At 38.0% G+C, this 26,606-nt stretch carries 27 protein-coding genes; 22 read left to right on the top strand and 5 right to left on the bottom strand.

Going from position 1 to position 26,606, the window contains the following annotated elements; genetic code table 11:
* The 9 genes from IEW45_RS12830 to IEW45_RS12790 all read left to right on the top strand — a co-directional run bounded on the left by IEW45_RS12830 (position 1) and on the right by IEW45_RS12790 (position 10,877).
* Positions 1–507 carry a hypothetical protein gene (locus tag IEW45_RS12830; RefSeq protein WP_188621664.1) on the top strand — a complete coding sequence of 169 codons (507 nt, stop codon included), beginning with the start codon at positions 1–3 and terminating at the stop codon, positions 505–507.
* The gene (locus IEW45_RS12825; protein ID WP_188621663.1) at positions 504–1,835 is read left to right on the top strand and encodes a phage terminase large subunit; all 1,332 of its coding nucleotides are present in this window, start codon (positions 504–506) and stop codon (positions 1,833–1,835) included. Before IEW45_RS12830 ends, IEW45_RS12825 begins: the two co-directional genes overlap by 4 nt.
* A gap of 110 nt (positions 1,836–1,945) precedes the next feature.
* Positions 1,946–2,500, top strand: coding sequence for a hypothetical protein (locus IEW45_RS12820; protein ID WP_188621662.1), 555 nt, complete (start codon positions 1,946–1,948; stop codon positions 2,498–2,500).
* A 117-nt stretch (positions 2,501–2,617) separates the two neighbouring features.
* Positions 2,618–3,067 carry a hypothetical protein gene (locus tag IEW45_RS12815; RefSeq protein ID WP_188621661.1) on the top strand — a complete coding sequence of 150 codons (450 nt, stop codon included), beginning with the start codon at positions 2,618–2,620 and terminating at the stop codon, positions 3,065–3,067.
* On the top strand, positions 3,054–3,515 hold the full coding sequence (locus tag IEW45_RS12810; protein ID WP_188621660.1) for a hypothetical protein: 462 nt from the start codon (positions 3,054–3,056) through the stop codon (positions 3,513–3,515). Before IEW45_RS12815 ends, IEW45_RS12810 begins: the two co-directional genes overlap by 14 nt.
* Positions 3,512–4,699 carry a hypothetical protein gene (locus tag IEW45_RS12805; protein ID WP_188621659.1) on the top strand — a complete coding sequence of 396 codons (1,188 nt, stop codon included), beginning with the start codon at positions 3,512–3,514 and terminating at the stop codon, positions 4,697–4,699. Before IEW45_RS12810 ends, IEW45_RS12805 begins: the two co-directional genes overlap by 4 nt.
* Positions 4,700–4,853: 154 nt before the next feature.
* Positions 4,854–7,589 carry a hypothetical protein gene (locus IEW45_RS12800; protein ID WP_188621658.1) on the top strand — a complete coding sequence of 912 codons (2,736 nt, stop codon included), beginning with the start codon at positions 4,854–4,856 and terminating at the stop codon, positions 7,587–7,589.
* Positions 7,586–7,879 carry a hypothetical protein gene (locus IEW45_RS12795; RefSeq protein WP_188621657.1) on the top strand — a complete coding sequence of 98 codons (294 nt, stop codon included), beginning with the start codon at positions 7,586–7,588 and terminating at the stop codon, positions 7,877–7,879. The genes IEW45_RS12800 and IEW45_RS12795 overlap by 4 nt, the downstream gene beginning before the upstream one ends.
* A gap of 1 nt (position 7,880) precedes the next feature.
* Positions 7,881–10,877, top strand: coding sequence for a hypothetical protein (locus IEW45_RS12790; protein ID WP_188621656.1), 2,997 nt, complete (start codon positions 7,881–7,883; stop codon positions 10,875–10,877).
* 11 nt (positions 10,878–10,888) lie between these two features.
* On the opposite strand, the gene IEW45_RS12785 is transcribed toward IEW45_RS12790, so the two are convergent.
* Together IEW45_RS12785 and IEW45_RS12780 are read right to left on the bottom strand one after the other, a co-directional pair.
* Positions 10,889–11,494, bottom strand: a complete 606-nt coding sequence (locus IEW45_RS12785; protein WP_188621655.1) for a hypothetical protein — start codon at positions 11,492–11,494, stop codon at positions 10,889–10,891.
* Entirely contained in the window at positions 11,487–11,681 is a 195-nt protein-coding gene (locus IEW45_RS12780) for a hypothetical protein (RefSeq protein ID WP_188621654.1), read from the bottom strand. Before IEW45_RS12780 ends, IEW45_RS12785 begins: the two co-directional genes overlap by 8 nt.
* Positions 11,682–11,763: 82 nt before the next feature.
* Here IEW45_RS12780 and IEW45_RS12775 point away from each other — a divergent pair, with 82 nt between their 5' ends.
* Both IEW45_RS12775 and IEW45_RS12770 read left to right on the top strand, forming a co-directional pair.
* A complete protein-coding gene (locus tag IEW45_RS12775) occupies positions 11,764–12,006 on the top strand; it encodes a hypothetical protein (RefSeq protein ID WP_188621653.1) in 243 nt (80 codons plus the stop codon).
* On the top strand, positions 12,007–12,252 hold the full coding sequence (locus tag IEW45_RS12770) for a hypothetical protein (protein ID WP_188621652.1): 246 nt from the start codon (positions 12,007–12,009) through the stop codon (positions 12,250–12,252).
* Between the two features lie 3 nt (positions 12,253–12,255).
* Here IEW45_RS12770 and IEW45_RS12765 read toward each other — a convergent pair whose 3' ends face one another.
* The gene (locus IEW45_RS12765) at positions 12,256–12,960 is read right to left on the bottom strand and encodes an SIMPL domain-containing protein (RefSeq protein WP_188621651.1); all 705 of its coding nucleotides are present in this window, start codon (positions 12,958–12,960) and stop codon (positions 12,256–12,258) included.
* A 286-nt stretch (positions 12,961–13,246) separates the two neighbouring features.
* Here IEW45_RS12765 and IEW45_RS12760 point away from each other — a divergent pair, with 286 nt between their 5' ends.
* From IEW45_RS12760 to IEW45_RS12710, 11 genes are all read left to right on the top strand, one after another.
* Positions 13,247–14,275 carry a Clp protease ClpP gene (locus IEW45_RS12760; protein WP_188621650.1) on the top strand — a complete coding sequence of 343 codons (1,029 nt, stop codon included), beginning with the start codon at positions 13,247–13,249 and terminating at the stop codon, positions 14,273–14,275.
* A complete protein-coding gene (locus IEW45_RS12755) occupies positions 14,275–15,333 on the top strand; it encodes a hypothetical protein (RefSeq protein WP_188621649.1) in 1,059 nt (352 codons plus the stop codon). Before IEW45_RS12760 ends, IEW45_RS12755 begins: the two co-directional genes overlap by 1 nt.
* A gap of 238 nt (positions 15,334–15,571) precedes the next feature.
* The gene (locus IEW45_RS12750) at positions 15,572–16,165 is read left to right on the top strand and encodes a hypothetical protein (protein WP_188621648.1); all 594 of its coding nucleotides are present in this window, start codon (positions 15,572–15,574) and stop codon (positions 16,163–16,165) included.
* A gap of 5 nt (positions 16,166–16,170) precedes the next feature.
* Positions 16,171–16,668 (top strand): cell envelope integrity protein TolA, encoded by a 498-nt coding sequence (locus IEW45_RS12745; RefSeq protein WP_188621647.1) that lies wholly within the window; start codon positions 16,171–16,173, stop codon positions 16,666–16,668.
* Positions 16,665–17,822, top strand: a complete 1,158-nt coding sequence (locus tag IEW45_RS12740) for a hypothetical protein (protein ID WP_188621646.1) — start codon at positions 16,665–16,667, stop codon at positions 17,820–17,822. The genes IEW45_RS12745 and IEW45_RS12740 overlap by 4 nt, the downstream gene beginning before the upstream one ends.
* Positions 17,797–18,300, top strand: coding sequence for a DUF6712 family protein (locus tag IEW45_RS12735; protein ID WP_188621645.1), 504 nt, complete (start codon positions 17,797–17,799; stop codon positions 18,298–18,300). Before IEW45_RS12740 ends, IEW45_RS12735 begins: the two co-directional genes overlap by 26 nt.
* 5 nt (positions 18,301–18,305) lie before the next feature.
* Entirely contained in the window at positions 18,306–20,237 is a 1,932-nt protein-coding gene (locus IEW45_RS12730) for a hypothetical protein (protein ID WP_188621644.1), read from the top strand.
* A gap of 2 nt (positions 20,238–20,239) precedes the next feature.
* A complete protein-coding gene (locus IEW45_RS12725) occupies positions 20,240–21,592 on the top strand; it encodes a phage head spike fiber domain-containing protein (protein WP_188621643.1) in 1,353 nt (450 codons plus the stop codon).
* 27 nt (positions 21,593–21,619) lie between these two features.
* On the top strand, positions 21,620–22,147 hold the full coding sequence (locus tag IEW45_RS12720) for a hypothetical protein (protein WP_188621642.1): 528 nt from the start codon (positions 21,620–21,622) through the stop codon (positions 22,145–22,147).
* Between the two features lie 190 nt (positions 22,148–22,337).
* Positions 22,338–22,874 carry a M15 family metallopeptidase gene (locus IEW45_RS12715; protein WP_188621641.1) on the top strand — a complete coding sequence of 179 codons (537 nt, stop codon included), beginning with the start codon at positions 22,338–22,340 and terminating at the stop codon, positions 22,872–22,874.
* Entirely contained in the window at positions 22,843–23,499 is a 657-nt protein-coding gene (locus IEW45_RS12710; RefSeq protein WP_188621640.1) for a DUF6549 family protein, read from the top strand. The genes IEW45_RS12715 and IEW45_RS12710 overlap by 32 nt, the downstream gene beginning before the upstream one ends.
* Here IEW45_RS12710 and recO read toward each other — a convergent pair.
* Together recO and porZ are read right to left on the bottom strand one after the other, a co-directional pair.
* Complete coding sequence (gene recO, locus IEW45_RS12705) at positions 23,492–24,205, bottom strand: DNA repair protein RecO (RefSeq protein WP_188621639.1); 714 nt, start codon at positions 24,203–24,205, stop codon at positions 23,492–23,494. The genes IEW45_RS12710 and recO overlap by 8 nt on opposite strands.
* A gap of 40 nt (positions 24,206–24,245) precedes the next feature.
* Positions 24,246–26,516, bottom strand: coding sequence for a type IX secretion system anionic LPS delivery protein PorZ (porZ, locus tag IEW45_RS12700; protein ID WP_188621638.1), 2,271 nt, complete (start codon positions 26,514–26,516; stop codon positions 24,246–24,248).
* Between the last annotated feature and the right edge of the window lie 90 nt (positions 26,517–26,606).

Genomic DNA, 26,606 nt, shown 5'->3' with positions numbered 1-26,606 from the left:
ATGAAAGAAGCACAAACCGTTGCTTCTGCAACCAAACTACGCAAACCCCGTTTTAAAAAAGAATACACCCAACAGGCATACAAACTCTGTTTGCTTGGCGCAACCGATAGCGAACTCGCTAAGTTTTTCGATGTAACGCCGGAGGTACTCACCCGCTGGAAGAAAAACCACGAAGCATTTAGCAGGCAAATAACCAAAGGCAAAAAAGCCGCCGATATGGAAGTCGCCCTGTCGCTGTACCAAGCCAGTATCGACCGAATTGTGACCACCAAGCAACCCATAAAATGCAAAGAGGTGTATTACGACGATAACGGCAAACGGGTAGAAAAAGAACGCGTAGAAGTTGTAGCAGTAGAAAAACACATCCCAGCCGATTTCAGGAGTCAGCAATTTTGGCTTAAAAACCGCAACCCCAACCAGTGGAACGACAAAGGCGATGACTCCGCCGAACCGCAACAGGACATAATACTAGATTTGGGCAATGGCCACAACCCCGAAACACCATGAAGCTGCTGCTAAAGCAGGAACACGCTATTTATTACCTGAAAGATACCGTTACCGAAGAAGTCCTTTACGGAGGGGCTGCGGGCGGTGGTAAAAGTGCCCTCGGTTGCCTTTGGTTAATGGAAATGTGCCAAAAATATCCCGGCACACGCTGGTTGTTGGGGCGAAGTAAACTCAAAAACTTAAAGGAAACCACCCTTAACACCTTTTTCGAGCTTTCGGGTAAACTACAGTTACACAAGCAATTTCAGTATAAAGCACAGGAAAATACTATAAAGTGGAACAATGGCAGCGAAATCCTGCTTAAAGACTTATTCCACTACCCTTCCGACCCGAATTTTGACAGTTTGGGTTCGCTTGAAATAACAGGTGCGTTTATAGACGAATGCAATCAGGTAAATTACTACGCCTGGCAAATCGTTAAAAGCCGAATCCGCTATAAGTTAAGCCAGCACGGGCTCATCCCTAAAATACTGGGCAGTTGCAACCCATCTAAAAACTGGACGTATAAAGAGTTTTACAAACCCTATCGGGAAAATAACTTGCCACACTACCGCAGGTTTGTGCAAAGCCTCCCTACTGATAACCCTCACCTGCACCCCAGCTACCTGAAAAGTTTGTTGCGGCTGGATAAAAACAGCAGGGAAAGGCTGTATTTCGGCAATTGGGAGTATGACGATGACCCTGCTGCGCTGATAGACCACGACGCTATTGCGGATTATTTCAGCCCCGCACACATACAGCCCGAAGGCTTAAAATACCTCACTATTGATGTTGCCCGTAAGGGTAAGGACAAAACTATTTTCAGGGTATGGCATGGCTGGCTGTGCGTTCACCGTAGCGCCATAGCCCGCAGCGGACTGGACGAAGTGGTAACCCACGCCCGCAAGCTACAGGAAAAGTACAACATAGCCCTCAGCAACACCATAGCCGATGAGGATGGCGTGGGTGGCGGTGTGGTCGACTTCCTGAAATGTAAGGGCTTCGTAAATAACAGTTCACCCTTGGAAATGAAAGAGAACGGGGTATATATAAAACCCAATTTCGAAAACCTTAAAAGCCAATGCAGTATTAAAATGGCAGAAATGATTTCCGCCCGACTGGCTGGTGAACTGTGCGATAACGACGAGGTGCTACAGGCAACTATGGAGGAAATGGAACAGGTAAAACTTCGGGATATTGATAAAGACGGCAAGCAAAGCATTGTACCCAAAGAACGGGTTAAGGAACTAATCGGTCGCAGCCCTGATGAATGGGACAGTATTATGATGCGCTACTGGTTTGCCCTGCGTAAGGATTATCGCGCTCGGGTTCGGGTGGCAGCCCCTTAATCTCTAAGTTTTCAGTCGCAGTAACAGTTCTCAGTCGCAATGGGCAGTCACAGTTCTCAACTCGAAACTCAAAACCCGAAACTAAAAACCCGAAACTAAAAAACAGTAATATGAGAAACATCACACTAAAAAAATATATACAGTTACCCATAGCCCAAAGCATCGTTTATGATGCCGTACTGGAGCATCTACAACCTAAAAACAGCTTCGCTAAAAAGCAGGCAAACATCGGTAATATGCCCTATGCCAATGTAAAGTATTGCATCAGGCTGTTAAGTAAAATAAAGGACTGGCAGGATATTTACAGGCTGTTTTCCATTTGTTTTGAGGTAACCGAAAAGGCTTTTTGGCGTGGCACCGTAACGGAATATTTCGCTGCCCGAAAGTTTATAATCGAAGAACTAAAGCAGGTCATTGAAACGGAGAACAAACTGTTATCATCTGTTAGTACCGATGGGCATTTATGGAAAATGGCAGGCGCGGAAAAGTTAAATCCGTATAACGATACGCTACCGCTTATGCAGTTGGGTAAACTGTTAGGGCAATATCCGTTTGACTTAGGCAGAAAGCCTTATAATGAAATTTTTAACCTGTTAGTACAAACTAAACTGCAAAACGAGGTAGAAGCAGAATACCGAAAACTGGCTTCGCAGCAGAGTAAGTAGTTTACAGTTTTAAGTTCACAGTTTACAGTCGCAGTGAGCAGTAAAACCTACTATATAAAACTGAAAACTGTGACCGATAACTGCGACTGAAAAAAGATTTCCACAAAACAACCTTTAATGAAAGACATTGTACGCATACTGGAAGACCTTGCTACTGATAAAGGCCTGGAATACCACTATGGCAAACAAGCTGCCCTAAACCTGCTGGATGGCACTACCGAGGCAGGCACAACCTACTTACTGCACGAATATACCAAGCGTAAAAGCGTGTATAACGACAGTGGTACGCAAATTAACTCAACCGAGTACGAGGGAAAATTCTTCCTTGTAAAACACAGCGATTTCGACCAACAGTATTTCCAAGAGCGTGGCACACAGGCAACCAGTAAATATGTAACCAATATAGAGCCGTTGCTGGGGGTTTTCAACCAAATGGGCAACAGCCTTGCCTGCATGGGGCTTGCCATTACCCAGTGGGATAATGTTGATGTTACCGATGCGCTGGATGCTAATATGGACGGGCTGTTATGCTCCTACAAAATTGTAATTCCGTATGGCTACAACTAATATAAGAGCGCTACTCGCTGCCGAGTTTGAAGCTATAAAAGCTGATGTAATTACCCGATACCAAGAGTCGGGATTAAGCGTTTCGGGCAACTGGGCTACAACACTGGAGGTTACTGCTACCGAAACAAGCGCAAGCCTTTTGGGGGCAGGCTACTTAGAAGGTCGCCCACCGGGTAAGCAACCGCCAAGTGAAGCGATTATAACCTGGATTGAAGCCAAAGGCATTGCTACGCAATTAGAAAACGAAATCAGTATTACCAGCCTTGCTTTTTTAATTGCCCGAAAGATAGCTCGTGAAGGGTGGCAACCCGAAAAAACGGGCAGCGATATAGTAGCCGAAGTGGTAACTCCTCAACGCATTCAGCAGGTTATAGACCGTGTGAGCACCCCACTGGTTAACGAGTTTTGCAATGATATTATTAATTTCTTAAAACAAATTGCAGCATGATTGTTTTTTCTCCATCTATAAATGCACATGCATTGCGTATGGCATATAATAACGATATTGTGCGCTTTTACAGCAACCTGAATATTGAGGCAGAGGTAGAGTCGTGTACCATTACCGATTCCTTTGGGTCAGTATATGCCACTATCTACCCTAACCCTCAGAGTAGGTTTTATTTTAATTTTAAGCCTTATATAAGTACACTTGTTAACACCAAAAACTTTGAAGATACCATGCAGCCTGATATAGATTCAGGTTCGCCATCAAGTTTTACTTACTTTGCCAGTAATGGCAGGTTTACACAACGTAATATTGCTTTTAGTATTAAATTTTCTGACGGTACTACAGATACTGACAGTTATGTACTATCATGGCTGGCCGGGGTACAGCAACCAGGGGATTTTAAGGAGTTTTCTTTAACTGATTTTTTAATATTATCTCCGTTTAAGCCAGGTACAGCCAATAACTATTATATGAAATATTGGGAGGGTTACCCTTTTGATATTCCTTATTTTAATAATACAAATGGGGTGTTGGTAACTAATAACACTAATTTATTGTCTCAAGAGTTCGATACCTCTGGGTATAGCTCCAGTTATTGTACAAGACTGGTAGTTTCTGATGGGCGTACTAATATAACATTGGAGGATTTACTCCCTTTGGCGAATGGAGTTAACCAACTTACTTTTACACAAAGAACATCAGGAATGCTTCCCGGTTCTCCAACTTTTTCAGGAAATGAAAAAATGCTGACATTAGAAAAAGTACCCTATACTTGTGGCGTTTACTTAAAATGGTTTAATGTAATGGGGGGCTTTAACTACTGGTTATTTGAAGACACCTACAGTATAACCCGAAAAACGAAACATTTGGGTACTATAGATAATGACTTCGAAAATATAAATAAAACCTTCTCAAGAAGTGTAAGCACCGGTAAAGAGAGCCAGGACAGTATTAAGGTTGTTGCAGAACTGCTTACTGAAGATGAAAGATCGGTTATAGAAGGCATTCTGGACAGCCCTAAGGTATACTTGTTTACAGGTCAGCCTTTTGCCCAAAACGGGTATAACAACTGGATAGAAGTTTCGCTTAAAACCAGTAGTGCAACAATTAAAAATCCGCGTAATAAATTAACTAACTTTTCTTTTGAGTTGGAGTTACCGGAACGTTATACACAAACCCTTTAAGCCGAAAGCTATAAAGTCTTAAAGTACAAAGTCAAATGTACAAAGTCTTAAAGCATTACTATTTCTTTAAACTCTACAGGTTTGTGACTTTCAAACTTTATGACTTTACAAACTTCAAGACTAATCCAATATTTGTCTAAATTTTAACCTATAAATGTCTTTATTACTGTACATTAACGGGCAGTTGACAGACTTAGACTCTAAGCAACACATTGCCCAAACCAAACAGATAAACGACCTTAACAGCATTAGTAACAGGCAGTCTAATTACACCAACAGGTTTAAGTTGCCTAAAACCGCTAACAACATAAAAATAATGGGGTTTTTATCCCTGCCCGGCAGTAATACTACTACACCCTATCAAAAAAATGAATGCTTCCTGTACAGCGAATCAGGCGAATGCTTTGTGTATAAAGGCTGGGCTAAAATTACTGATGCAGGCGATAATTTTGATGTAGTTATATATGATGGTATTATAGACCTGCAAAAAATAATTGAGAACAAAAAATTTTCTGATATAGACCTTAGTGAGCTAAATCATACCAAAAATGTAGCTACAGTTACCCAAAGCTGGGTAGGAACTGATGCTCCTTACCGTTATATTTTAGCCGATTATGGCGGTAAAACGGGTAAAACCTATTTAGGTGAAGTGAATATAGATTACTTGGTTCCTTCAGTAAGCGTTTCGTATTTATGGGATAAAATACAGGAACAGTTTGGGCTAACCTTTACAGGCAGCGTTTTTGAAACCGAATATTTTAAAAACCTGTGGATGACTTTCCCTAAAGGTGTAAGTATAGAGGACAACTCGCCTGTACTATATGAATGTGATGATAACAGCTTTGCAAGGAATGGTGCAAACCATTATATAAAATGTAACAGCGCCGTAACAAATGAACTTGAATTTGCCGATGAAGAGCAGTTTCACTTACAAATTGAAGAAACAGGCTTATACCGTATAGATATTAGCGGAAATATAAATGCATATAGTTATACCGGCACATCTGTAACGCCCTATCCTTTTAAAATATTTTATGCTAAAAATGTACAGGGAACACCGGCAGGAAATGTGCCTGTTTACAACTACAGTACTATTCAAAACAATATTGCACCCAATAGTGATTTTACAATTCCGCCCTTTTTGGTAAACTTAAATGCTAATGATACTCTGGCACTGCTAATACAGCGTGTAAACCCTACAAGTAATTTCCATATTGATAATAACTCTGCTGTTACTGTAAGCATTACAAAGCTAAATGATACTAATATAGATTTTAGTAACGGGTTAAGTGAATTCAGCATAAAAGATTTTATTAAAGAAATTGTACACCGCTTTGCGCTTACCATGGTAAAAAACAGCTACACAGGTGTATATAACTTTATAACACTGGAAGAGCAGCTGCAAAACGCCCCCACTGCAGACTGGAGTGATAAATACATAAGCATCGAAAACGAAAACTATATATACGGGCAGTATGCACAACAAAACTTCTTCAGGTACCAGTATAACGATAAGGAAAGTGATTATAATGACAGCTATATAGGTATTGATAATGTAAACATTACCCCTAAGCGCGACGTAATAAAATCTAAAATATACAGCCCGCAGCAAAACAATGTGGTGTACTTAAATGAGTTTTCTCACAGGTACAATTTATGGGAAAAAGAAATTGATGACGATGACCAGGTTAGCTATAAATCGCTGGATAAACGCTTTTATTTTTTACGCGCCAATACTGCAAGTTACGGAGATTTAGGCTTTAATGCGCCCTTTAGTATTTATTCGGATAAACTTACTGAAAGTACAACCGTAAGCAGCATATATAAAGAAAGCTTTTACAGGCTTAGCTTCGGAGAAATTATACAAGATTATTACAGCCCGTTAAGCAGAATTTTAAGCCATTCAGTTATAGTAAATGCCAAACTGTGGTTAACCGAAACGGATATAGCTAATTTTGATTTCATAAAGCTATATTATATAGAACAACTGGGCAGCTACTTTATAGTAAATAAAATTACCAACTATGTGCCGGGTAAATCTACTAAAGTAGAGCTCATAAAAGTAATATATGGCGAAGCTCCTAACTTAATTTCTGATTATAAGGAAATAAAAATTACCAATGTAAACATATTGGAAAACAACAATTACGAAGTAGAGTATGAGTTAAGCTATACCCCACAATATGGCAGCTCTTTAAAATTCGAATCATCATCAAACACCATAAACTGGGAAGAGGCAGATGATAGTGCCACACTAAACTATAATGGTCCTGTTACCATTAACCTTAGCGGACAAAGTTCTGCTTATATACGAATAAAAGATAACGTTTCCTCCGTATACTCTGAGCCTTACAAAATAAAAGACATAACCATTACCAACGCCACACAACAAGACAATGATTACTTAATAGACTATGATTTAAGCTATGCACCACAATATCCTGATGTGATAAACTTCCAGATATCAACAGACGGCGTAAACTGGTCAGAAACTGACTTCGGAATAGTATCACAAACCTCCGACTATAGTGGCCCTTTAGTGCTGGAAAATCTAAATGCTTATGATGGTGGCTATTTAAGAATGATAGATATAAGCAACGGGGTAACATCCAACAGTTATAACTTCAGGAAAATAACAATAACCGATGTACAAAACACAAGTAATAACCTTTACCAAATAACATACAACTCCAACTATACCCCAAGTCCTGTAACTACAGCATACCGAATAGAGGTTTCCTTTAACGGGTACACTTGGTATGATAGTGATAATGCCACCATGTCTCATAACGGAACTACTCCCGTAAACCTTTCTGACTTTAACGGTGCAAATTATATAAGAATCAAGAACAATATTTCAGAGATTACCTCAAATGTCTTTACGTTATGATAGCAGCAATAAAAAACAACCCTCCAAAACTCAGTTTCGGATTCGGCAAAACTAAAAAAACAGTTACTGCAAACACCAGTGTTACCGTATGGCTATCAGGGCAGTATAACGAGCAAAATTACACCTACAATTTAGTAGCCGAAGGCTGTAGTACAAAACAAAGTCTTTCTAACTATCAGCACAAGCTAACCTATATAACTCCGGGTAGTTATACCATTTCGGCTGTACTTAAAGCAACAGCAAACCAAAAAGATTTGACCAGTAATATTTTAACACTAACAGTAGTATAAAATGGCAAATGAGAAAATAACGCTTGCTTCGCTTGACTTAGACATGCAGGGGTTAATTAAAGCAGCAGCAACATCAAAAACAGAAATAGACAAAATAAAAGCTGCACTAAGCAGCTTAAAAAAAGCAGGGCTTTCTGCTTCCGAAGGCTTTAAAAGTTTAGAAACCCAACTCACAGCACTCACGCAAGTATATGCTGCGCAGCAGCAAGCAATAGCACAACTGGAAGCAAAAAACAAAAACCTGGCGAAAAGTCAGGAAGATGCTGAAAAAAGCACTAAAAAACTAAATAAACAACTTGACAAAACCGCCAAGCAGGCAAAAAGCACTGGTAAAGACTTAGAAAAACTGGAAAAAAGTGCTAAAACAGCCGCAAAAGGAATAGACAAGCTGGAGGACGAACTGGAAGACGTTACTGATGAGCTGGAAGATGTAAAAGATGGGGCAAAAGACACCGCAAAATCATTAAGTACACTTACAGGAGTAATAGAGAAAAACAAAAAGGCTTCGGAGAGTAGTAGTTCTGCTACAGAGAAGCTAAAAAGCAACTTCAAAGAATCAAAAGAGTTATTTAAAGAATCGTTCGACCAGATAAATATTTTCAATGGCGGACTGGGTGGTTTTATAACCCGTGCCGAAGAAGCCGGTGGTACAGGACCAATGGTAAAAGGTGCTTTCGAAGGCATGTCCAGCGGGATAATGGGCATGACCAATGCCTCGCTTAGCTTTATCGCTACACCTATAGGCGCTGTAATTGCAGCTATAGCCTTAGTTATAGGGCTTGTAAAAAACGCTATGGACAGGAGCACGGCATCCGCCCAAAAAATCACCAAAATATTCGACACCTTCTCTGCTATAACCGATGGGTTAATGCAACTACTAGAACCTTTAGGCGAGTTCCTTATAGATGGTATAGCAGCAGGTTTTGAGCTGGCTGGTAAAGCTGCCGAAGCTGCTATAGGCTGGATTAGTGATGGGCTTAGCTTTTTAGGCTTTGGCGATGCTGCCGAAGATGTAAAAGAATTTACAGAGCAGGTAAAGAAAAATGCCGAAGAAACCCAAAACCTGAAAAACGCTCAGGAAGACCTTGCCGCACAAAGTTCCATTCAGGAAATAGCTAACGAAAAAGCCAAACAGCAAATAGATGAACTCAATAAAAAAATAAACGACCAAACACTTACTGAGGAAGAGCGAATAAAAGTCCTTAAAAAAAGAAGTAAAGTAGAACAGGACAATTTAAATCAGCGTAAAAAAAATGCTGATGAAACGTATAATATTGCGGTAAGGCAAGCAGCACAAGGCAAGTACCTTTCAGATGAAGAATTAAAGCAATTGCAGGAAGGCGGGGTTGCCTATGCGGAAAAACTACGAAAAGTAAAAGGCTTTACCCAAGAAGAAATTGATGCACTAAAAGCAGCACAACTGGAACGTATGCGATTAAGCAGCGAAGAAATAGCCCTTACCCGGCAAACAGTTGATGAAGAAGCCCGTATACGTGACGAAGCAAGACAAGAAAGAGAACAAAAAGAAGCTGATGCAGCAGCAAAAGCACAGGAATGGCGGGATAAACAAAAAGAACGACAGGCAGAATATGCCAAACAACTGGACTTAGAGTTGCAAAAGTTTATGCAGGTGCAAAGCCAAAAAGAAATGTCTGCCGAAGAAGAACTTAACTATCTGGAAGAAGTTAAAAACAGAAAAATTGCTGTTGCCAAGGCTGAATATGAAGCCTCGGAAAAAACAACAAATGATAAACTGGCTCTTGAACTGGAAGTTGGCGAAATAACAATGAATAATGCTAAAGAGCAGGCAGATGTTGCCATAGAAAATGCAAACAGAGAGCTAGCCAACTATATAGAAAACCATAAAAGTAAAATTACGGCAGAAACAGAGTTAACTAATGAAATTATTGCCGAAGAAAATAAAAGGCTTGAAGGTATTAAAAATAAACAACTGGAAACTCTGGCTATAGAAAAAAACACCAGTGACCAGATTATTGAAGATAAAAAAGCCCGAAACGTAGCCTTAAGCGAAGCTGATATTGAATATCTGGAACAGAAAAAAGCTATTGAAGATGAATACAAAGCACAAACAGAAGAAAACAATAAAGCCCTTGAGGAACAAAAGAAAGTACAAGAAGCTGCAAAACATGAGCAAGAGCTACAGGAAAAACTTGCAAAGGCTAATACAGAATATGAAAAGCAACAAATTATTGAAGATGATCGTCATATACAAGAAGTTGAAAAATTAAAACAACAAAAAGACGAAGGTTTAATTACAGAGCAGGAATATAATCAACTATACGAAGCTGAAACACAAAGGCATGAAAAAGCAAACTCTGAGATTAAAAAAGCAGCTTTTAACAATAAACTGGAGTTAGCGAAAAGTACTTATACTAATATGGCAACCATATTAGGTAAAGAAAGTGAGGCCGGTAAAGCTATGGCAATAGCACAAGCCACTATAGATACATTTAAAAGTGCTGTTTCTGCTTATGGATCTATGGCCACTATTCCTATAGTAGGCCCTGCATTAGGAGCCACCGCTGCTGCTGCTGCAGTTGTAGCCGGGACTAAAAATGTAAAAAAAATAGCCGGGACAAAAGCTGCAAAAGCCCCAAAAGCCGAAAAAGGTGCTTTATTCGATATAGGCGGTAAAAGACACAGCCAGGGCGGAACCACCTTTACAGGAGAAGACGGTACCCGATTTGAAGCGGAACAGGGCGAACTTATCGGGGTAATGAATCGTAACGCAGCACAACACTTTATGGCATTTAATAATGCTTTCCCTGCCGGAGGTGGCTCAGCTTCATCTGCTAATTATTTTGAAAGCGGTGGTATTGTATCACGCGCTATAGCCACACCGGGAATGAATACTGACGAGCTTGCCGCTAAAATAGCCGAAGCCAATCAAAACCTGCCTGCACCAAGGGTAGCGGTAGAAGACATTGTTACCGAAGGCGACAGCTATGTACAGGTAAGAGAAGGTGCTAACTTCTAGAGAAAACTATATTACTCTTTAGTTAAAAGGCACTTAAACATTCCTTGTAAAACCTCTGGGTTATATACCGCTTGCTCATGTTTGTAAAGTGTATAACTTAAAACTTTATTGTTGGCAAGTAAATGTACATCTTCATCAGTAAGCGTAAAAATAGCATTAAATCTGGATGTACTTCGCGAGTCATCCATCTTTATCGCTGCATCAGGCTTTACAATTTTTTCACCATTATCCAGTAGTATGGTTACACCTTTACCTGTTTCTTTACTGTCTTTTGCTGTCATAAGCTCTATACCGTAACCATAACTGTCCGTTAAATAAACCTTATATACTCTATACAGAAATCGTTTTTCACCAATAAAACGTTTATTACCGCTACTGTCTTTATTTTCAGTTATGTAACTACAGTAATAGTCATCAGGCAACGTAAAGTTAATTGGGTTTACATATACAGCATTCCCTTTTTTATAAGAATAGTAGATAGTTTCACCATTACCTTCAAGTTTTAAAGTATAATGCGTCCCACTGCCGGGGTATGGCTCTTCAGAGGTAACATCAACAACAGTAAACACCTTCCCGCCTAAAGCATCAGGCTTAGTACGCCTGTCACCGTTATCCATATATGTTTTTGTGCAATTCAGGTCTGAAAAAAAAATGCTCATACCCCGAGTCATATTTCAATACGTTTTCTGATAATACTTTTACCTCTAACTGATGTCCTTTTAGCAGCACAGGGTCTTTTCTGGGAAACTGCGCAAATGCAGTTAACATTACAAATAGCATGGTAATGGTGGCAACTGTCTTCATAAGGAAATAATTTTTTATTCAATTATTGTTTGGGTGCCCCAAAATAAAACTATTAACCCTTTTTAAACTTTAATAAATAGTTATGGATGTGAGAAATATACTATACGGTTGGAAAAATTACCTCGATAAAAACGAAGTAACCGAAGCCGTTGCAAAACAACGTGCAACAATATGCGCTGCCTGCCCCCATGCTAAAAAAGGCATGCTATTAACGTTTGTAAAAGATGAACTGAAAGAAGTAGAAGGCTACTATTGCAATAAATGCGGTTGCCCGCTTAGTGCCAAAATACGCTCAAATGATATTTGCCCCGAAAAAAAATGGTAAATGAACCGTTATGAAACTATTGTAAGCCTTGGCGATAACTTTATGAAGCTAATGGGCAAGAGCCTTATACCTGTACATATACTGGACTGGAAGGTGTATTATGAAGCCTACCTGAAAGAAATGGAATACCAGAAAAAACACTTTAAAAAACCCCGCAAAACCCATGCTGCCGGCTGTGTAGCCGAGCAATACAAAATTACCGAGCGCACTATGTTTAATATTATTGCTTTTATGGAGGGGAGTTAGTAGTTACTCCAACACAAAAACAACTTGTACAGTTGACACGAATTTAATTTTGTCAAAATCAACATCAAAAGAATTTAAAGTAGTGTCATTGTTAATAGTACCTACGCCCCTCAACACAACAGTTCCCGGAGCATTATAGGAAGAAGTGTAATTAGGTCTATCCATACACTTTATAAGAAGTGCTTTCCCTACTTTTTGATTAAGGGGTACTGCTAAGGCTTCTGCTTGTTGCTTTGCTCTTTTAACAGCAAGACCTTTTAACTGAAGTACTAAATTTTTTGCTCCCGAATATTCCGTTTTTGTTATCATAACATTAGATATACCTACCTCCTCCAGTCTAACCAATACTTTTCCTGCCGTACACGCATCTCGCACTAAAACATTAAATAATTTATTCTTTATAACATCTTTTCCTTTCAGAAAGTATCCTTTATAGTTGCTGCCAAAATCTAAGAGGGTTACATCTTTTTCAACATCAACCCCTACTTTAATAAGAGCTTGTTTGAGTAACTGTTCCTGTTCCTCAACTGATTTTCTACCCCGAAAATCTGCCTCATTCAATAAAACAGATATATGTATTCTATCAGGAACTACTAGGCTGTCAGCTTCGACAATCGTTTCAATATAGGGCTGGTTTAGTGTAGTTTGTTGTTGCGCATAAAGCGACACTCCTATAAAAACAATTAATAATTGTAAATAAATTTTCATCTAATTATAATTTAAGGTTATACTATTATGGATAACCTTAGATGAGAAAAGGTTGGGAACAACTAATATTTATTCCTATAACATCCACTGAAAACCCCATTTCAGCAAAAACCTTATTTACCGCCGTATCTTTGTATCAACAAAAAACAACAGCGCTGTTTGTTTAGCCAAAAGCCATAAGGCAACACGCAAATAGTTAACAAGGCAAACTAATGGTTAACTGCTATTGCCTATTCCCTATTAACTAAAATACTTCCCCCCAAATATTTCACTCATTCCCTACCGAATGACAGGAAACATATATATCTCCGGGCAAATAGGCACATTTAGCGGGGTAACAGGCGTATCGCTGGTCGATGTAGTCAGTCAGGTAAAAAAACAACCCCACGCCACCGCATACAACGTGCATATAAACTCCGAAGGCGGACTGGTAGATGTAGGGTTCGATATTTACCACTACCTGCGTTCATTAGGCAAACCCATTACCACCATAGGCAGCGGAACCGTAGCCAGTATAGCCACCGTAATATTTATGGCAGGTAAAAAAAGAATACTAAAAGAGAATACCTCTTTTATGATTCACCTGCCCTGGGGAGGCTCTATGGGTACCGCCGATGAACTGGAAGAATTTGCAGACCAGCTCCGTGCCATAGAAAAAAAGCTGGTGAGCTTCTACAAAAAAGAGCTAAACGTGCAGGAACAGGCAATACTGCCACTGCTAAAAAACGAAACATGGCTCACGCCCAGCCAGCTTAACGCATTGGGCTTTACAACTTCACGGCAGGTAAAAGCCGTAGCAAAAGCATTTATTAATCCAAATTTAACTATGAGAGGAACATTTAGCGAAAAAGACAGACACTGGATGGAAGGTCTGTTTGAGCGAGTGCTTGCCAAATTCAAGCACAACACAATCCTGAACAAAGTAGTACAAGATGCCACCGGTGTGGAGCTTGACTTTACTGAACTTGCCAACGACGCTATTATTGAACTTGGCGCGATAGCAACAGTAGACGGCGTTCCCGCAGAAGGTGAATACCTGATGCCTGACGGTACTGCTTATGTATTTGAAGCAGGAGAGTTAACCGAAATTATAGAAGCCGAAGATGCAGGCACAGAAGCTACCGCAGCCTTACGTGCCGAAAACAAAATGCTGAAACGCCAGCTTAGCACCATAAAAGGCGAAGTAATGGCACTAAAAAGACAAGTAGGCAGCAGCTACAGCCTGGACGGCAAAAAAGTAGCAAAACGCAAACCAAGCGAACGCGACAGGCTAGCCGGTATGAAACAATATTTGCAAAATAAAAGCAGTAAGTAATGGCACTAATTAAAGCTGACGGACTAACACTAAACCCACGTGAAGCCGAAACGGTAAGCGCGGTAATATTTGAAAGGGTTTTTAACGACAGTGACCTTGCTGAATACCACGAAATTGAAACGGGTATTGATGTTGAAACTCAAATTGCATTTGCCGAAAGACTGGGGCTTTTAGGTAAAAAAACCAGTGGATGTACACCAAACGAAGCCGAAGGTTTTGTACTTACTGAAAAATACTGGACTCCTGCGTTAGAGGATTTCAGGTTATCGCACTGCCAGGCAGATATGAACGGTTTATTAAAACTGTTTAAAAAATCAAAACGCATTAACCCTGATTTTTACGATGTAGTAGGCTCTCAGGAGTTTGGCGTTATCATCTCTGCTGTAGAATCGGCATTGTTAGAAAACATCCACCGTAAAGTATGGTTTAATGATACCGCTGCCGCTACTGTAGATAATTCAGGAGTGTTTACAAACAATACTGATTTAGGGTACTTTAACTCTTTCGACGGCTTGTTTAAACAAATTATGGCGGAAGTTCCTTCAGGTGAAGGTAACTATGTTGCTATAACTGCAAACGAAGGAGCATCATACTCCGCACAAGCATTAGCAGAAGATGCCGCTATAGACATCTTTGAAAAAATGGTTACCGCTGCTGATGAAAGACTGGTAGACAGCGAAGACAGCTTTATATTAACTACACGTACTCTTGCTGATAACTACCGTGCTACCTTAAGAAACAAAAACCTAGGTTCCGGTTTCCTTGAAGTAGTAGAAGAAGGCAGACCAAAACTGTACTTTGACGGTATTGAGGTAAAAGTACGTTATGACTGGGACAGGTATATAAAAACCTATCAGGACAACGGTACTACCTGGAACTTACCACATAGGGCGGTATTCACTACAAAATCAAATATCCCAATTGGTACACTTAGCGAGGAAGACCTTGTAAAGCTGGATGCTTTCTATGACAGAACGCTAAAAACCAACATCATGGACGCATCCTATACTATTGATGCTAAACACCTTGAACCGTATATGACGGTAGCAGCTTATTAATTTTGAGGCAATAGTAATTAGGCAATAGGCAATATTCCATAGTAAAAAGTCGCAGTACTCAGTCACAGTAGGCAATTGCCTCACAAACTAAAAACATCAACTTTTTGACTTTCGACGCATGACTTTCGACTAAATAAAAAACTATTGCCTAATGGCTTTTGGCTGATCTCTTTTTCAACTTTCGGGTTTTCAACTTTTATCTAAACACAATACTTCAACTTTTTAAAACAAAACAACAATGGCAGTAGATTGCACAGGGCTTTTAACAGCCGATATAACTTTTGATTGTGCTAACGCACCAATAGGTGGTATAGAACAAAACATTGTATTAATCAACAAGGATGATATTGATACAACAGCTACTACTTATGATGCAAGTAACCGTTTATTAGTAACTAACCTTCAACTGAAATCAGGGAAAACAGGTTACAAATTAACCGGTGTTAAACAAGCTAATGGTAAAGCTTGGGAACTTGTAAAGAAAGAAAACGCTCCTGATAAATTTAAACATACATTTAGCGGCGTAATTTTTAACCCAAGTTTGGATAATAAAACGCAGGCAGATAGCCTTTCTCAAGGTGCTAAATACGTAATAGTGGTAGAACAACTTTGGAAAGGTGCAGGAAATGCAGATGCTTTTGAAATTTTAGGACTTAAATCCGGTTTAGAAATCAGTACCATGACAAACAGCTCTAAAGAAAACGACAACATGATTGTTTTTGAGCTTGCATCGGTAGATGGTTTTGAAGAGCCTACAATGCCTAAAACACTTCTTGAAACAGATTACGCTACTACCAAAACAGTATTTGATGCTGCATTTGTTGAAGCCTAATAACAATGCTTGATTTCACAAAAATGGATATCAACACCATCGTTACCGGAAAGCGTAGCGATGGTGTCCGGTATCTCCAGTTATTCTGGCAGGAGTATACCTCAATTTTTAATGAAAAAGTCAACCCCGGTTGTCCTATATGTTTAACTACTTGTGTAAACAAGTACAAAAAATACTTTAACGAAATGGCAAGCGAAACACAATACAAACTAAAACCAAAGTACGAGAATATCCCTTTACGGTTCGGTTCATCAGTTTTAGTCAACAACAGTAATATTACCGAAGAATATGCCAAAGAACTCTTAGCCCGTCCTAACGGCGAACGCTTTTTCTCACAATTGCCTGAACCAACCATACAAGAACCAAAAGAGGAGAAACCTCAACGAAAAAAAAGATCACAGGCAAAGAAAAAAACAACTGTTGATGAGGCAGCACAGCAGCAGGCAGAACCTAAAGCACAACAAGCACAAGAAGAAGGTTTGCCTAATGCAGAACAACAATGAGAACACTTTTAATAGATGTTTGGAAAAGACTAACCCCCTGGAATAAAAGCGCCGACGTTTATGCTAATGATACTGATAATGCCTACCCCGAACGTATGGACAGGCTTATTAATAACAGCGTAACAGCAAAATCGGCAGCCAGTATAATGCTGCAATATCTCATCGGTAAAGGGTACGGAGAGGAAAATGACAGCCTTATTGTAAACAAAGAGAAAGACTTAACATTAATTGATTTTGCTGATGATATAGCCGATGACCTTGTAAAACAGCGCGGGGTATTTATCCACGTTAACTGGAATGCACTTTATCAAATATCCGACTTCAGCGTAATTCCTTATGAATGGTGCAGAATAGGTAAAGCAGATAGTAACGACTATGCAGGCAAAATAGCCGTAAGTAAAGAATGGCTCAACCCAAAACGTTCCGACATCCAGCTTATTGATGTTTTTAATCCTCGTAAAAAAGTAATTGATGCACAGGTAAATAAAGCAGGAGGTTGGGAACATTACAAAGGGCAGGTACTGTTTGTAAATATGGATACCAAGCTGCGCTATCCCCTATCGCGTATTGACAGTGTTGCTGATGATTGCGACAGCGAGGCACAAGCAGCCGTTTACAAAAACCGTCTGCTACGCAAAGGCTTTTTTGGTAACACCTTAGTTGTAACACGCCCATTGGTTGAAGAAGGTTTAGAACCCGGAAGCAAAGCATTAATAGATGCTGAAAGCGAGCGCGACAGGTTTCAACAAGCCATTAAAGACAGCTTAGGTGCAGAGAATACTGGTGGTGTACTTTGCCTTGAAATGGATTTTGCAGGCGAAAAACTGGATGACGCCATATTAATCAAACAGATTGAAAGCAAAATTGACGATGAGCTTTTCGAGTATACTGAAAGCAGTGTTCGGGAAAATATTTTAGTCGCTTTCAACAACTTACCGGCGGGGCTTATCAAAACCAATGAAGCATCTTTATTTGGTAATTCAGGCGAGGCAATTCGCGAAATGAAACGCACGTATTGGGAGAACACTACCAAAGAGCGTAACATGCTTACTTCGGTTATTAATCAGTTGCTGGAATGGTCTCAGGACTTATCAGGTATAAAAGTAGAACCTATAAAACTTACAGACGATGCAGGCATTAATTACGAGGAATGATATTGCTAAATACAGGCAAATATCAAAAACCCCAAACGACAGTAAACTCAATGAAATGATTTTGGATGCGCAGTTACTGGATATTCAGCCGCTTTTGGGTGAAAAACTATTCAATGCTGTTATAGCATCTCCCGAAAGTTACCCGGATTTACTGGATGGAAGCTCTTACGAGTATGAAGGTACTACTTATACCAACTATGGGCTAAAAATGGCTATAGCCTATTTTACCTATGCCCGATACATGATGTTTTCATTGGTTACTGATACTCCTTTTTCAGTAGTCGAAAAAATAAATAACGATACCAGTAGACCGGTAGAGGGTACTACCAAAAAAACAATATACCAGCTAAACAGAGAATCTGCTTTTAAAATATGGGAAAACGTAGCGCTTTGGCTTATAAGAACTGGAAATAGCGAATACAAAAAATACTGTGGCAAAAACACAAACCGCAGTATGAGATTTAGTAAAATTATATAATAAAAATGATTACAGTAAATAGTTTCACCGACAAAAGGTTTATACTAAACGGAGTTGAGTATTTTAGGAATTATATTACCCGAATAGCAGGGAATAAGCTTATAATTTATAACGTATATGATAACAAAGACGTTTTAATCCCTTTTACAGAGTATTCACAATTCACAGTAAACGGCACAAGCTACAACAGTATCGAGGAACTTCAATCAGCAATAATGAGTATTTGTTATGATAGAACTACTCTTGGTGAAGGAGGCGTTTTTGACCATAATAATAGAGCGAGAGTTATCTCTGTAGGACATACAGAAATTGCAGGGGTTGATACCACAGCAGACTCTACTAACTACAGGTATTCAGTAGCTCAAAAAATGAGTGAAAATCCATTTACTATTACCGCCACTGAAACCCCTGTTATAGTATATGCAGTTATTACTGTTAATGATACACCTCGACTGTATTCCTATTTCTTCTTAAGTGGTAAGGGTACTTATACAAGTGTAGACTATGACCAATTAAGATTTATAAACTACGAAACATATACCAGCGAAGATGTTGAAAATACACCAGGCACTTCAATTATTGATTTAGGAGAATTAACTGATGGTGATTATTTAAACGCAGCTAATAGCACTCAACGTGATTTTACTTTATCAGGTCAGCTTGATGAGGAAGGAAATGTAATTTCTTATTACTTTAGTTATACTCAAAACGAAGTACTTTATTTTGTGCAATTTGTTGGTACTCCATCAATCTATAATGGTGATTTAGCTGAAAGTGACCTTGTGAGTAGTACTAATAGTAATTTAATCCCTGATACTACCTTACAACAAATAACTGATAATGGTAATATTACTACAAACAACATTGAAGTAAAGGGTATAACTGTTAATGACGGAACTGCAAGTAATGTTTTATTACTTAGCGGTACAGAAGCAGGAAAACCTATTACTGGAGACATAGAGTTTGAAAATACTTTGAATGGTACTAAAAAAATAATTGCGAAATATGAAGATGGTTATTATAATAACTTAATAAAATCTATAGAGTTTTTAGATGAAGATAACTTTGTACTATCTAATAAAGATAATAATTCAGGAACTGAAGTAAAATTAGAATTTACTCCTAATGATATTAATTTTTCTGCAATTAATTCTTTTGGAAACTCAACGTCTGTAGGAATAGCTAATGGAGAAGGGCTTTATAATAGCTCAGTAACAATATCAAGTAGTATACCAAATTCAAAAGGGTTATCAGGTAATCAAGACTTTACTGCAAACATTACTGCATTAGACTACGTACAAAAAAAATATATAGACGATATTCCATTTATTGAATTAGATGAAACCTCACCTCAAACTATAAATAAAGTATGGGTTGGTACTCTTGCTGAATATGAGGCTTTAACTTCAGAGAATTCAGGAACATTATATTTAAAAGAAGGGGTTAGCGAAACCGGCTGGGGTAAATATTCTGATTCTCAATATACTTCAGGAACTCCTTTTTCTATTACAGCAGATACTGACACAATAGTTCCTAATAATAGTAACTTAGTAAATGAAAATCAACTCCCTACTGACGTCGCTACATTTACTGAACTTATAGATAGTGTAGCATCGGGATTGAGTTATGACTACAGCAAAATACTAGGTGGCGAAAATGATAATCTTTCAATTGACATTAACCTAAAATCAATTCCTACAGATGCCTCTGCAAGTTATATAGAGCTATGGTTTAATGATGGTTCAGGACAGGAAAACAAACACATGTTTACATTTCCAAAAGGTATGGGCGAAGTAAGACATATAAATCTTTCTATAGCTGCTATTCTTTCGAGTGATTGGGATGTGAACGGAGGCACATTATATGCAAGATGTAATGGAAGCTGTAATATATATGATATTAGTTGGAGTGTAAGTAGAATTCATAAAGCAATATAACTATGAACAATCACATATCGAGCAAGTATCAAATAAGTCATCAAAATAAAGGGTATAGTAATAAATACCCTTTATTAAAAGAAACTCAGAAAATTTTAGATCGAGCAAAATCAGAAGGATTTGCCTTACCTTCTGATAATACTATAGCAGGAATAAATGTATTAATAAGAGAACAGATTAAAAATGGGATTTGGAATAAATTGGATGATTTTTTTCAGTATTCATATAATAATGAAAACAACTATATACCTGACAGCTCTAATTTTGCAAGTAATAGCTGGCCTTCAGGAAATGCAACAAAAACTCCCAACACTATTGAGACAACTGCTCCTGACGGAACATATAGTGCTTGTAAATTTGATGACACAAATGCAGTAGGAGAAGAGCCTGCTAACATAGTTAAAATAAATAACAAAGCTCCTTCAAACAATAATGTATTTTCAATATATACAAAAGCAGGAACAGGAACCTCACAAAGAAGGTTCAGGTTAAGAAATCACACATTAGGGCAAGCTCTTCCAATAGTAAGACTTGATTATACAACAGGAGAAATCTTTACATCAAGCGGTAATGAATGGACTGTAGAGTATATTGGAGATGGCTGGTATAGGTTAAGTTTTACTTTTACTGCTTCAGAAGGAGACCATATTTGGCTATATAACGGACGAACTGATCCAGAACCATTAGGTAATGATATTTGGTATATATGGGGAGCTAAAATTGAATCAGGAGATATGCCTACAGGTTTTAAATATGACATGTATGAGTTTAGTAAAATAAACTGGAAAAAACCTGAATCAGAACTTGCTACAGTTTATGGAGGGTGTAGTTATACTTCTATAGGATGGGAAGGCGATGGAAATGATGGATATATAGATACACAATTTAACCCCAGCCATATAAATACTAATAAGTATCAACTAAACGATGCTTCTATAAGCCTTGTTGTTCATAAAGAATATACAATACCGGGAAGAACAAACTTGACTGGACTTACAATAAATTCAAACAACTGGATAGGAAATGCTGACAACTTATCGCACAGAATAAATACAGGATATTATCCTGATACCAGTGTAGACTTTTCTGGTGTTGGTTTAAAAAGTATGATTAGATATGGAGAATTTGACTGCTCATACATCAACAGAGACAACTTACAGCAAAGGCAAGTAGAAAGTAATATATATTATGGATGGAACGACACCCAAAAACTGTTAAGAAGATTGGATAGCTATGGAGATGCAGGGATATGCTGCTTTTTTGCAGGAAAATCACTATCATATGCTGAAACACAAATATTTAGAACTTTATACAACAACTATTTAGAAAAAATAAACCTACCTCAAATAGCATAAAACTTATATTTCCCTACTCGGCAAAAAATGAACTATTTACTGACGTTTACCATTAAACACCTGCTGCTACTTCACAGTAGCAGCTTGGTGCTTAAAATAAAATCAGTTATAGCATTAAGCCTGCCTTTTAGCTTTGTTACATGGTTTTTTACAACAATTTCCCAATGGACTATATCAAATGGAGATTTTATTGCCGGAGTACTTACCTGCATAGCTATAGACCACGTTATAGGCAGCGCTTATCACGCTTTTAAATTAAAAGACTTTACTATTAAAAAAAACCTTATAGGGCTTATAACCAAACTAACCTTTTGTGCAGGAGCCGCTATATTGTTCGAAATAATACAGCATACCGTAAAAGAAACAACTTTTATATATGATTATTTAAAATCGCTCACCCGATTAATGGTTATACTCTACCCTGCCGGCTCGGCATTTATGAATATGAGCGCACTAACCAATGGTGTATTTCCTCCAATAGGCTGGATTCAGAAAATTAAAACTTTTAATCAAGATCTTGATTTAGATAAAATAAAAGACAACAAAAAGCAATAGCTACAAAAGTGGGTGTAAAAAAACAGGTATTCGAAAAAAATAAAGGCAAAAAATTAATAAATTGCATACCGTTGCAATGCTTTCATGTTTTATACTTTTGATATACAAAATATTACATCCATTTTTTCATTACTAAACAACATATAATACAACTAAAAAATTACAAGTTTTCAACTAAAAACTACATACAATGGCAGCAGACAGCATTACACTTAAGCGCATTAAACTAATTCACCCAGCCGTAAGACAAGAAGTACGCGATGCATACATGCACGTTAACAATAAACTACTTGGTAAAGGGGTACGACTACGCTTTGCGTATACCCTTAGAACCTTTGCAGAGCAAGATGCTTTATATGCACAGGGAAGAACAACTCCCGGAAATAAAGTAACCAATGCAAAAGGAGGTCAGTCAATTCACAATTACGGTTTAGCTTTTGACATTGTTCTTTTATTAGACAGAGATAACAACCGTACATTTGAAACAGCCAGCTGGAACATACATGCTGATTTTGATAATGACAGAAAAGCCGACTGGATGGAAGTAGTAGACTACTTTAAATCTATTGGCTGGACATGGGGAGGCGACTGGAACTCATTTAAAGACTACCCACATCTTGAAAAGACTTTTGACCATAACTGGAGAGCATTGAAAGGAAAATACGATTCAGGCGATACTTTTATAGAAGTAGTAGATGGAAAAACATACACATGGGTTAACTTATAAGAAATACATACCTTACCTATTATGCAGCGTGCTGCTGGTAATACTCCTGCAGCCACGCTGTAATAGCGAAACCAGAATAAAAACAAATTACCAAGCTTTAAACGATAGTATAAGCTATTATAAAAACAGGCTTGGCTCCCAAACAGCTACTATAAAAACACTACTAGCTGATAAAGAAACACTGGGTGTATTATTAACTGACAAAGATAAAGAGCTACAGGAACTGATAAAAGAATTTGCATCAGTAAAAAATGTGGTTAAATATAAAGACCGTATTGTAATAGATACCATAAAAGTAACCTATACTGACACACTGCCTTATCCTGATTTTGAACGCACAGGCAAGATTAAAAATAAGTGGTATTCTTTTCGCTATAAATCTATGAACGATGGTTTTACTTTAGATAGTTTAACCATACCTAACGAAGTAACCGTTATTACAGGAGTAAAGCGTAAATGGTTTTTAGGGAAACAGACTATTACTACCGATGTTACCAGTACCAACCCTTATATAAAAGTAACTGAGCTTAAAGCTGCGGAGGTAGAAGTACCCACACCTGTTTATAAAAAATGGTATGTGTGGCTTGGTGTAGGTATTTTGGGCGGTATACTAGTGGCTAACTAAATACCTCTTTTAAAACCTCTATTGATTTTGGTTTTACAAAACCATCAAGGTGAAAAGAATAATAATCAATTAAAACCTTTAGTAGTGCCTGCCTTTCGGAAACATGAAAAGACTTCGCTCCATCCCCCTGGCGCAAAGTCATCAGTCGGCGTAACAACATGGTTTCGTCTTCCGAAAGACAGCTTGCTGAAGGATATGGCATAAATATCCCTTCCGTCATTTCAAAATAAGAGTGCTGTTGGTTTCCCGTATCAGGATAAAAGCCTAAAAACTTTGTAATTTCAAGTAGTAATATTAAATGGAAATTTGCTACCTCATCGTGCGTATCCAGCCACAATAAAGAAGTTTCTAAATACGCATACAGGTTTTCGTTTTGCTCTTCCTCTTTTATACAATAATGTAAAACTTCCGACAGGAAAATAGCTATGGTTGTTTTAATAATATCAGTAGCAAGTGTTTGGTAAGGGTGTGCCAACCTTATCTCCTTAAAATATTCCAGCGTACCTTTATTTTTATGGGTCGCCTCTATTTCTAAAATAGTAAGCGGACGAAAATAAACTGTTTTTTGGGCACTTTTTTTAGACGAAAAAGCATCGCGCACAAAGTATGATTTTAACCCATCGGACTGTGTAAAGCATTTTACAATAAGCCCTTTTTCCTGATACCGTAATGAACTGATTACAATTGCTTTTGTTTTAACCCGCACGCCACAAACTCCTTTCTGTTAATTGCTTTTGTATAAATAATTACCTAATAATCATTACCTTTTTTACTTTGGTTTCAGTACCGTCTTCAGAAGCTATAAATATCATATACACCCCTGATGCCACTTTGTAACTACCAAAAGCACGGGTGTCCCAAAGTACTGTACCGCCTTCGGAGGTAGTTTCGTAAACCAGATTTCCTGATATATCGGTTATTTTAATATTAGCATTATCAATAAGTCCGCTTATGTTAACATCGCCATTAAAGTCAGGTCGCACAGGATTAGGAAACACATATACATTACTTAAATCGCCTGCTGCCTCGGTAGACGTTCCTTTATAAGTAACCATACCCTTATCAGTAGCAAAATATACATCTCCCGTTGCATTATCAATGGCAATATCGTTTATAGTATTACTTGGTAACGGTGAGTTTTGTTTGGTAAAATGGAAAAGGGTTCTTTGTCCGTCAGGCGATACTAAAAACGCACCCGCACCCGAAGTTCCTAACCACTTATTATTAGAACCGTCTACTTCAATATCCGTTACATCCTGATCATATAAAAGCTCTTGTGCAAGTCCGTCCTCTTCAATAATTATTGCATTTGTAGTAAGTATATTCTCAGTTAAAAAACGGTCTATTCCCGGCATTACTCTTAACCCTCTCGAAGTTCCTATCCAAAGCCTGTTGCTGTTATCAATAGCTACAGAACGAACATATTCCGATGGCAAGTTTCCTATATCATCAGCTCCTATTACTATAAACTTATCCCCCAGCGTTTCATTAAAAGCTATTAGCCCTTCGTTAATGGAAGGTATCCATTTTGTACCATTCCTGTCGATGATCATTTTTTGGTATTTATTCGATATAGCATTATTTAGTACATCTGTAAAATCATATGATGACCAGTTCCCATTACGAAAAACTTTTAATGGTTTTTCTGTCATATCATTTGTCATCCATAGTGCACCCGAATCATCATAAGCTAAACTATTAACCCTTATATTATAATAATTTGCAACTAATTGTTGACTTTCTAAAGGGCTGTTCGTTTCGTTGTAGAGCTGTACAGGAGTATCATCTTCTATGCGCAATAAGCCTCTATGGTAAGATGATGCGAACACCTCGCTTTCATTATTTGGGTTTACGGCAATATCTCCTATTGATGCTGCACCCAAAACGTCATCTTTAGGTATATTAATCCATCCTTCCTGAGTTAATTTACTTATACCTTTAACTTGCTCATCAGGAGTAAAATAAAAATTGTATGAGCCAAAAACTGCCCAAAGTGAGTTTGATGTCTTTTCTATTGAAAAAATATTAGTTCGTAGCGGACCATTTGGGGTAATATTATTTTTTACCATACTGTTATTTAAGTAGGTTTCTATAACTCCATGCGCCTTAGTTCCTATAAATAACTGACCCGAAACTACTGTTGCCGCTGTAAATATAACCCCTCCTTCAAAAGCATTTTCAAACAACTGTAGTATTTGAACTAATGAATCGTTATATACCAAAATGCGGAAGGGATTAGTTACTACCAGATGGTTATTTGCTACTCTTAAATCAGTTATGACTCCTCCTGTAGTATTAAAAGGTATAGCAGTACCATTGTCCAGCCTGTATACTGTTCCTAAATTATCTGCTGCAAATAACGTATTAGAAAAAGAAACTATTCCGCTCCAGTTACCGCCATAAACCTCTGTCCACTGATTAAAATCATTAAGATTAGGGTTGTTTAAAAATCCTCTACTTATACCATTATTCTCTGTAGCTGCATATATATAACCGTTTAATACCGTAGTTTGGTTTACCGCTATTTCAGTACCATTAGGCCCTAAATAATAGGTATCTCCAAACTCAAGGGTTTGCAAGTTTAAAACTGCAATACCAAAATCACAGGAAATATACGCTTTGCCATCATGCTCATAAATATGGTTTATTTTTTTAGTGCCGGGCGGTACAGTAGTCTCCTCAATAATATCTACTTTATTTACTATACTGTCATCTCCGTTTACCACTATGAGTAAACCATTACTACTCCCCACAATGGTACGGTCGTAAACTTCACTATAATATATAGCGGTTATGGTTTCAGGTTTAAGCCCATCTACCGAAGTAGTGGTTTTAAGTTCAAAAGTAATAGTACTTTTAGAAAAGATAGCACTTTCGGCAGCAGCATACACTCTGTTTGATGACTGCGTTATATCCTGTATATTATTGTACGAGAAATGCCCCACCCATCCCTGATTGTTTTGGGCAAAAAGTATGTAACCTAAAAGAAAAAAATATAGGAGAAAAAAACGTTTCATTAAGTAGTTTAATTTGAAGAACAAATATAAGCTAAAACGAATATATAGTCGTTTTTGTATAAAGTGATATAAAAAAAGCCCACGCCAAAA

This window comes from Flavobacterium suaedae (assembly GCF_014642915.1).
GTDB lineage: Bacteria > Bacteroidota > Bacteroidia > Flavobacteriales > Flavobacteriaceae > Flavobacterium > Flavobacterium suaedae.
Note: the sequence above shows the minus strand (reverse complement) of the source record. Positions and strands in the feature narration are given on the sequence as shown.

Coding starts and splice junctions, on each gene's coding strand:
- IEW45_RS12820 (WP_188621662.1), top strand. CDS start 1,946: ATGAGAAACATCACACTAAAAAAATATATACAGTTACCCATAGCCCAA.
- IEW45_RS12770 (WP_188621652.1), top strand. CDS start 12,007: ATGAACCGTTATGAAACTATTGTAAGCCTTGGCGATAACTTTATGAAG.
- IEW45_RS12740 (WP_188621646.1), top strand. CDS start 16,665: ATGAGAACACTTTTAATAGATGTTTGGAAAAGACTAACCCCCTGGAAT.
- IEW45_RS12760 (WP_188621650.1), top strand. CDS start 13,247: ATGACAGGAAACATATATATCTCCGGGCAAATAGGCACATTTAGCGGG.
- IEW45_RS12715 (WP_188621641.1), top strand. CDS start 22,338: ATGGCAGCAGACAGCATTACACTTAAGCGCATTAAACTAATTCACCCA.
- IEW45_RS12800 (WP_188621658.1), top strand. CDS start 4,854: ATGTCTTTATTACTGTACATTAACGGGCAGTTGACAGACTTAGACTCT.
- IEW45_RS12815 (WP_188621661.1), top strand. CDS start 2,618: ATGAAAGACATTGTACGCATACTGGAAGACCTTGCTACTGATAAAGGC.
- IEW45_RS12775 (WP_188621653.1), top strand. CDS start 11,764: ATGGATGTGAGAAATATACTATACGGTTGGAAAAATTACCTCGATAAA.
- IEW45_RS12810 (WP_188621660.1), top strand. CDS start 3,054: ATGGCTACAACTAATATAAGAGCGCTACTCGCTGCCGAGTTTGAAGCT.
- IEW45_RS12795 (WP_188621657.1), top strand. CDS start 7,586: ATGATAGCAGCAATAAAAAACAACCCTCCAAAACTCAGTTTCGGATTC.
- IEW45_RS12780 (WP_188621654.1), bottom strand. CDS start 11,681: ATGAAGACAGTTGCCACCATTACCATGCTATTTGTAATGTTAACTGCA.
- IEW45_RS12765 (WP_188621651.1), bottom strand. CDS start 12,960: ATGAAAATTTATTTACAATTATTAATTGTTTTTATAGGAGTGTCGCTT.
- IEW45_RS12725 (WP_188621643.1), top strand. CDS start 20,240: ATGAACAATCACATATCGAGCAAGTATCAAATAAGTCATCAAAATAAA.
- IEW45_RS12790 (WP_188621656.1), top strand. CDS start 7,881: ATGGCAAATGAGAAAATAACGCTTGCTTCGCTTGACTTAGACATGCAG.
- IEW45_RS12745 (WP_188621647.1), top strand. CDS start 16,171: ATGCTTGATTTCACAAAAATGGATATCAACACCATCGTTACCGGAAAG.
- IEW45_RS12730 (WP_188621644.1), top strand. CDS start 18,306: ATGATTACAGTAAATAGTTTCACCGACAAAAGGTTTATACTAAACGGA.
- IEW45_RS12750 (WP_188621648.1), top strand. CDS start 15,572: ATGGCAGTAGATTGCACAGGGCTTTTAACAGCCGATATAACTTTTGAT.
- IEW45_RS12735 (WP_188621645.1), top strand. CDS start 17,797: ATGCAGGCATTAATTACGAGGAATGATATTGCTAAATACAGGCAAATA.
- porZ (WP_188621638.1), bottom strand. CDS start 26,516: ATGAAACGTTTTTTTCTCCTATATTTTTTTCTTTTAGGTTACATACTT.
- IEW45_RS12785 (WP_188621655.1), bottom strand. CDS start 11,494: ATGGATAACGGTGACAGGCGTACTAAGCCTGATGCTTTAGGCGGGAAG.
- IEW45_RS12825 (WP_188621663.1), top strand. CDS start 504: ATGAAGCTGCTGCTAAAGCAGGAACACGCTATTTATTACCTGAAAGAT.
- IEW45_RS12710 (WP_188621640.1), top strand. CDS start 22,843: ATGGAAAAACATACACATGGGTTAACTTATAAGAAATACATACCTTAC.
- IEW45_RS12830 (WP_188621664.1), top strand. CDS start 1: ATGAAAGAAGCACAAACCGTTGCTTCTGCAACCAAACTACGCAAACCC.
- IEW45_RS12805 (WP_188621659.1), top strand. CDS start 3,512: ATGATTGTTTTTTCTCCATCTATAAATGCACATGCATTGCGTATGGCA.
- IEW45_RS12755 (WP_188621649.1), top strand. CDS start 14,275: ATGGCACTAATTAAAGCTGACGGACTAACACTAAACCCACGTGAAGCC.
- IEW45_RS12720 (WP_188621642.1), top strand. CDS start 21,620: ATGAACTATTTACTGACGTTTACCATTAAACACCTGCTGCTACTTCAC.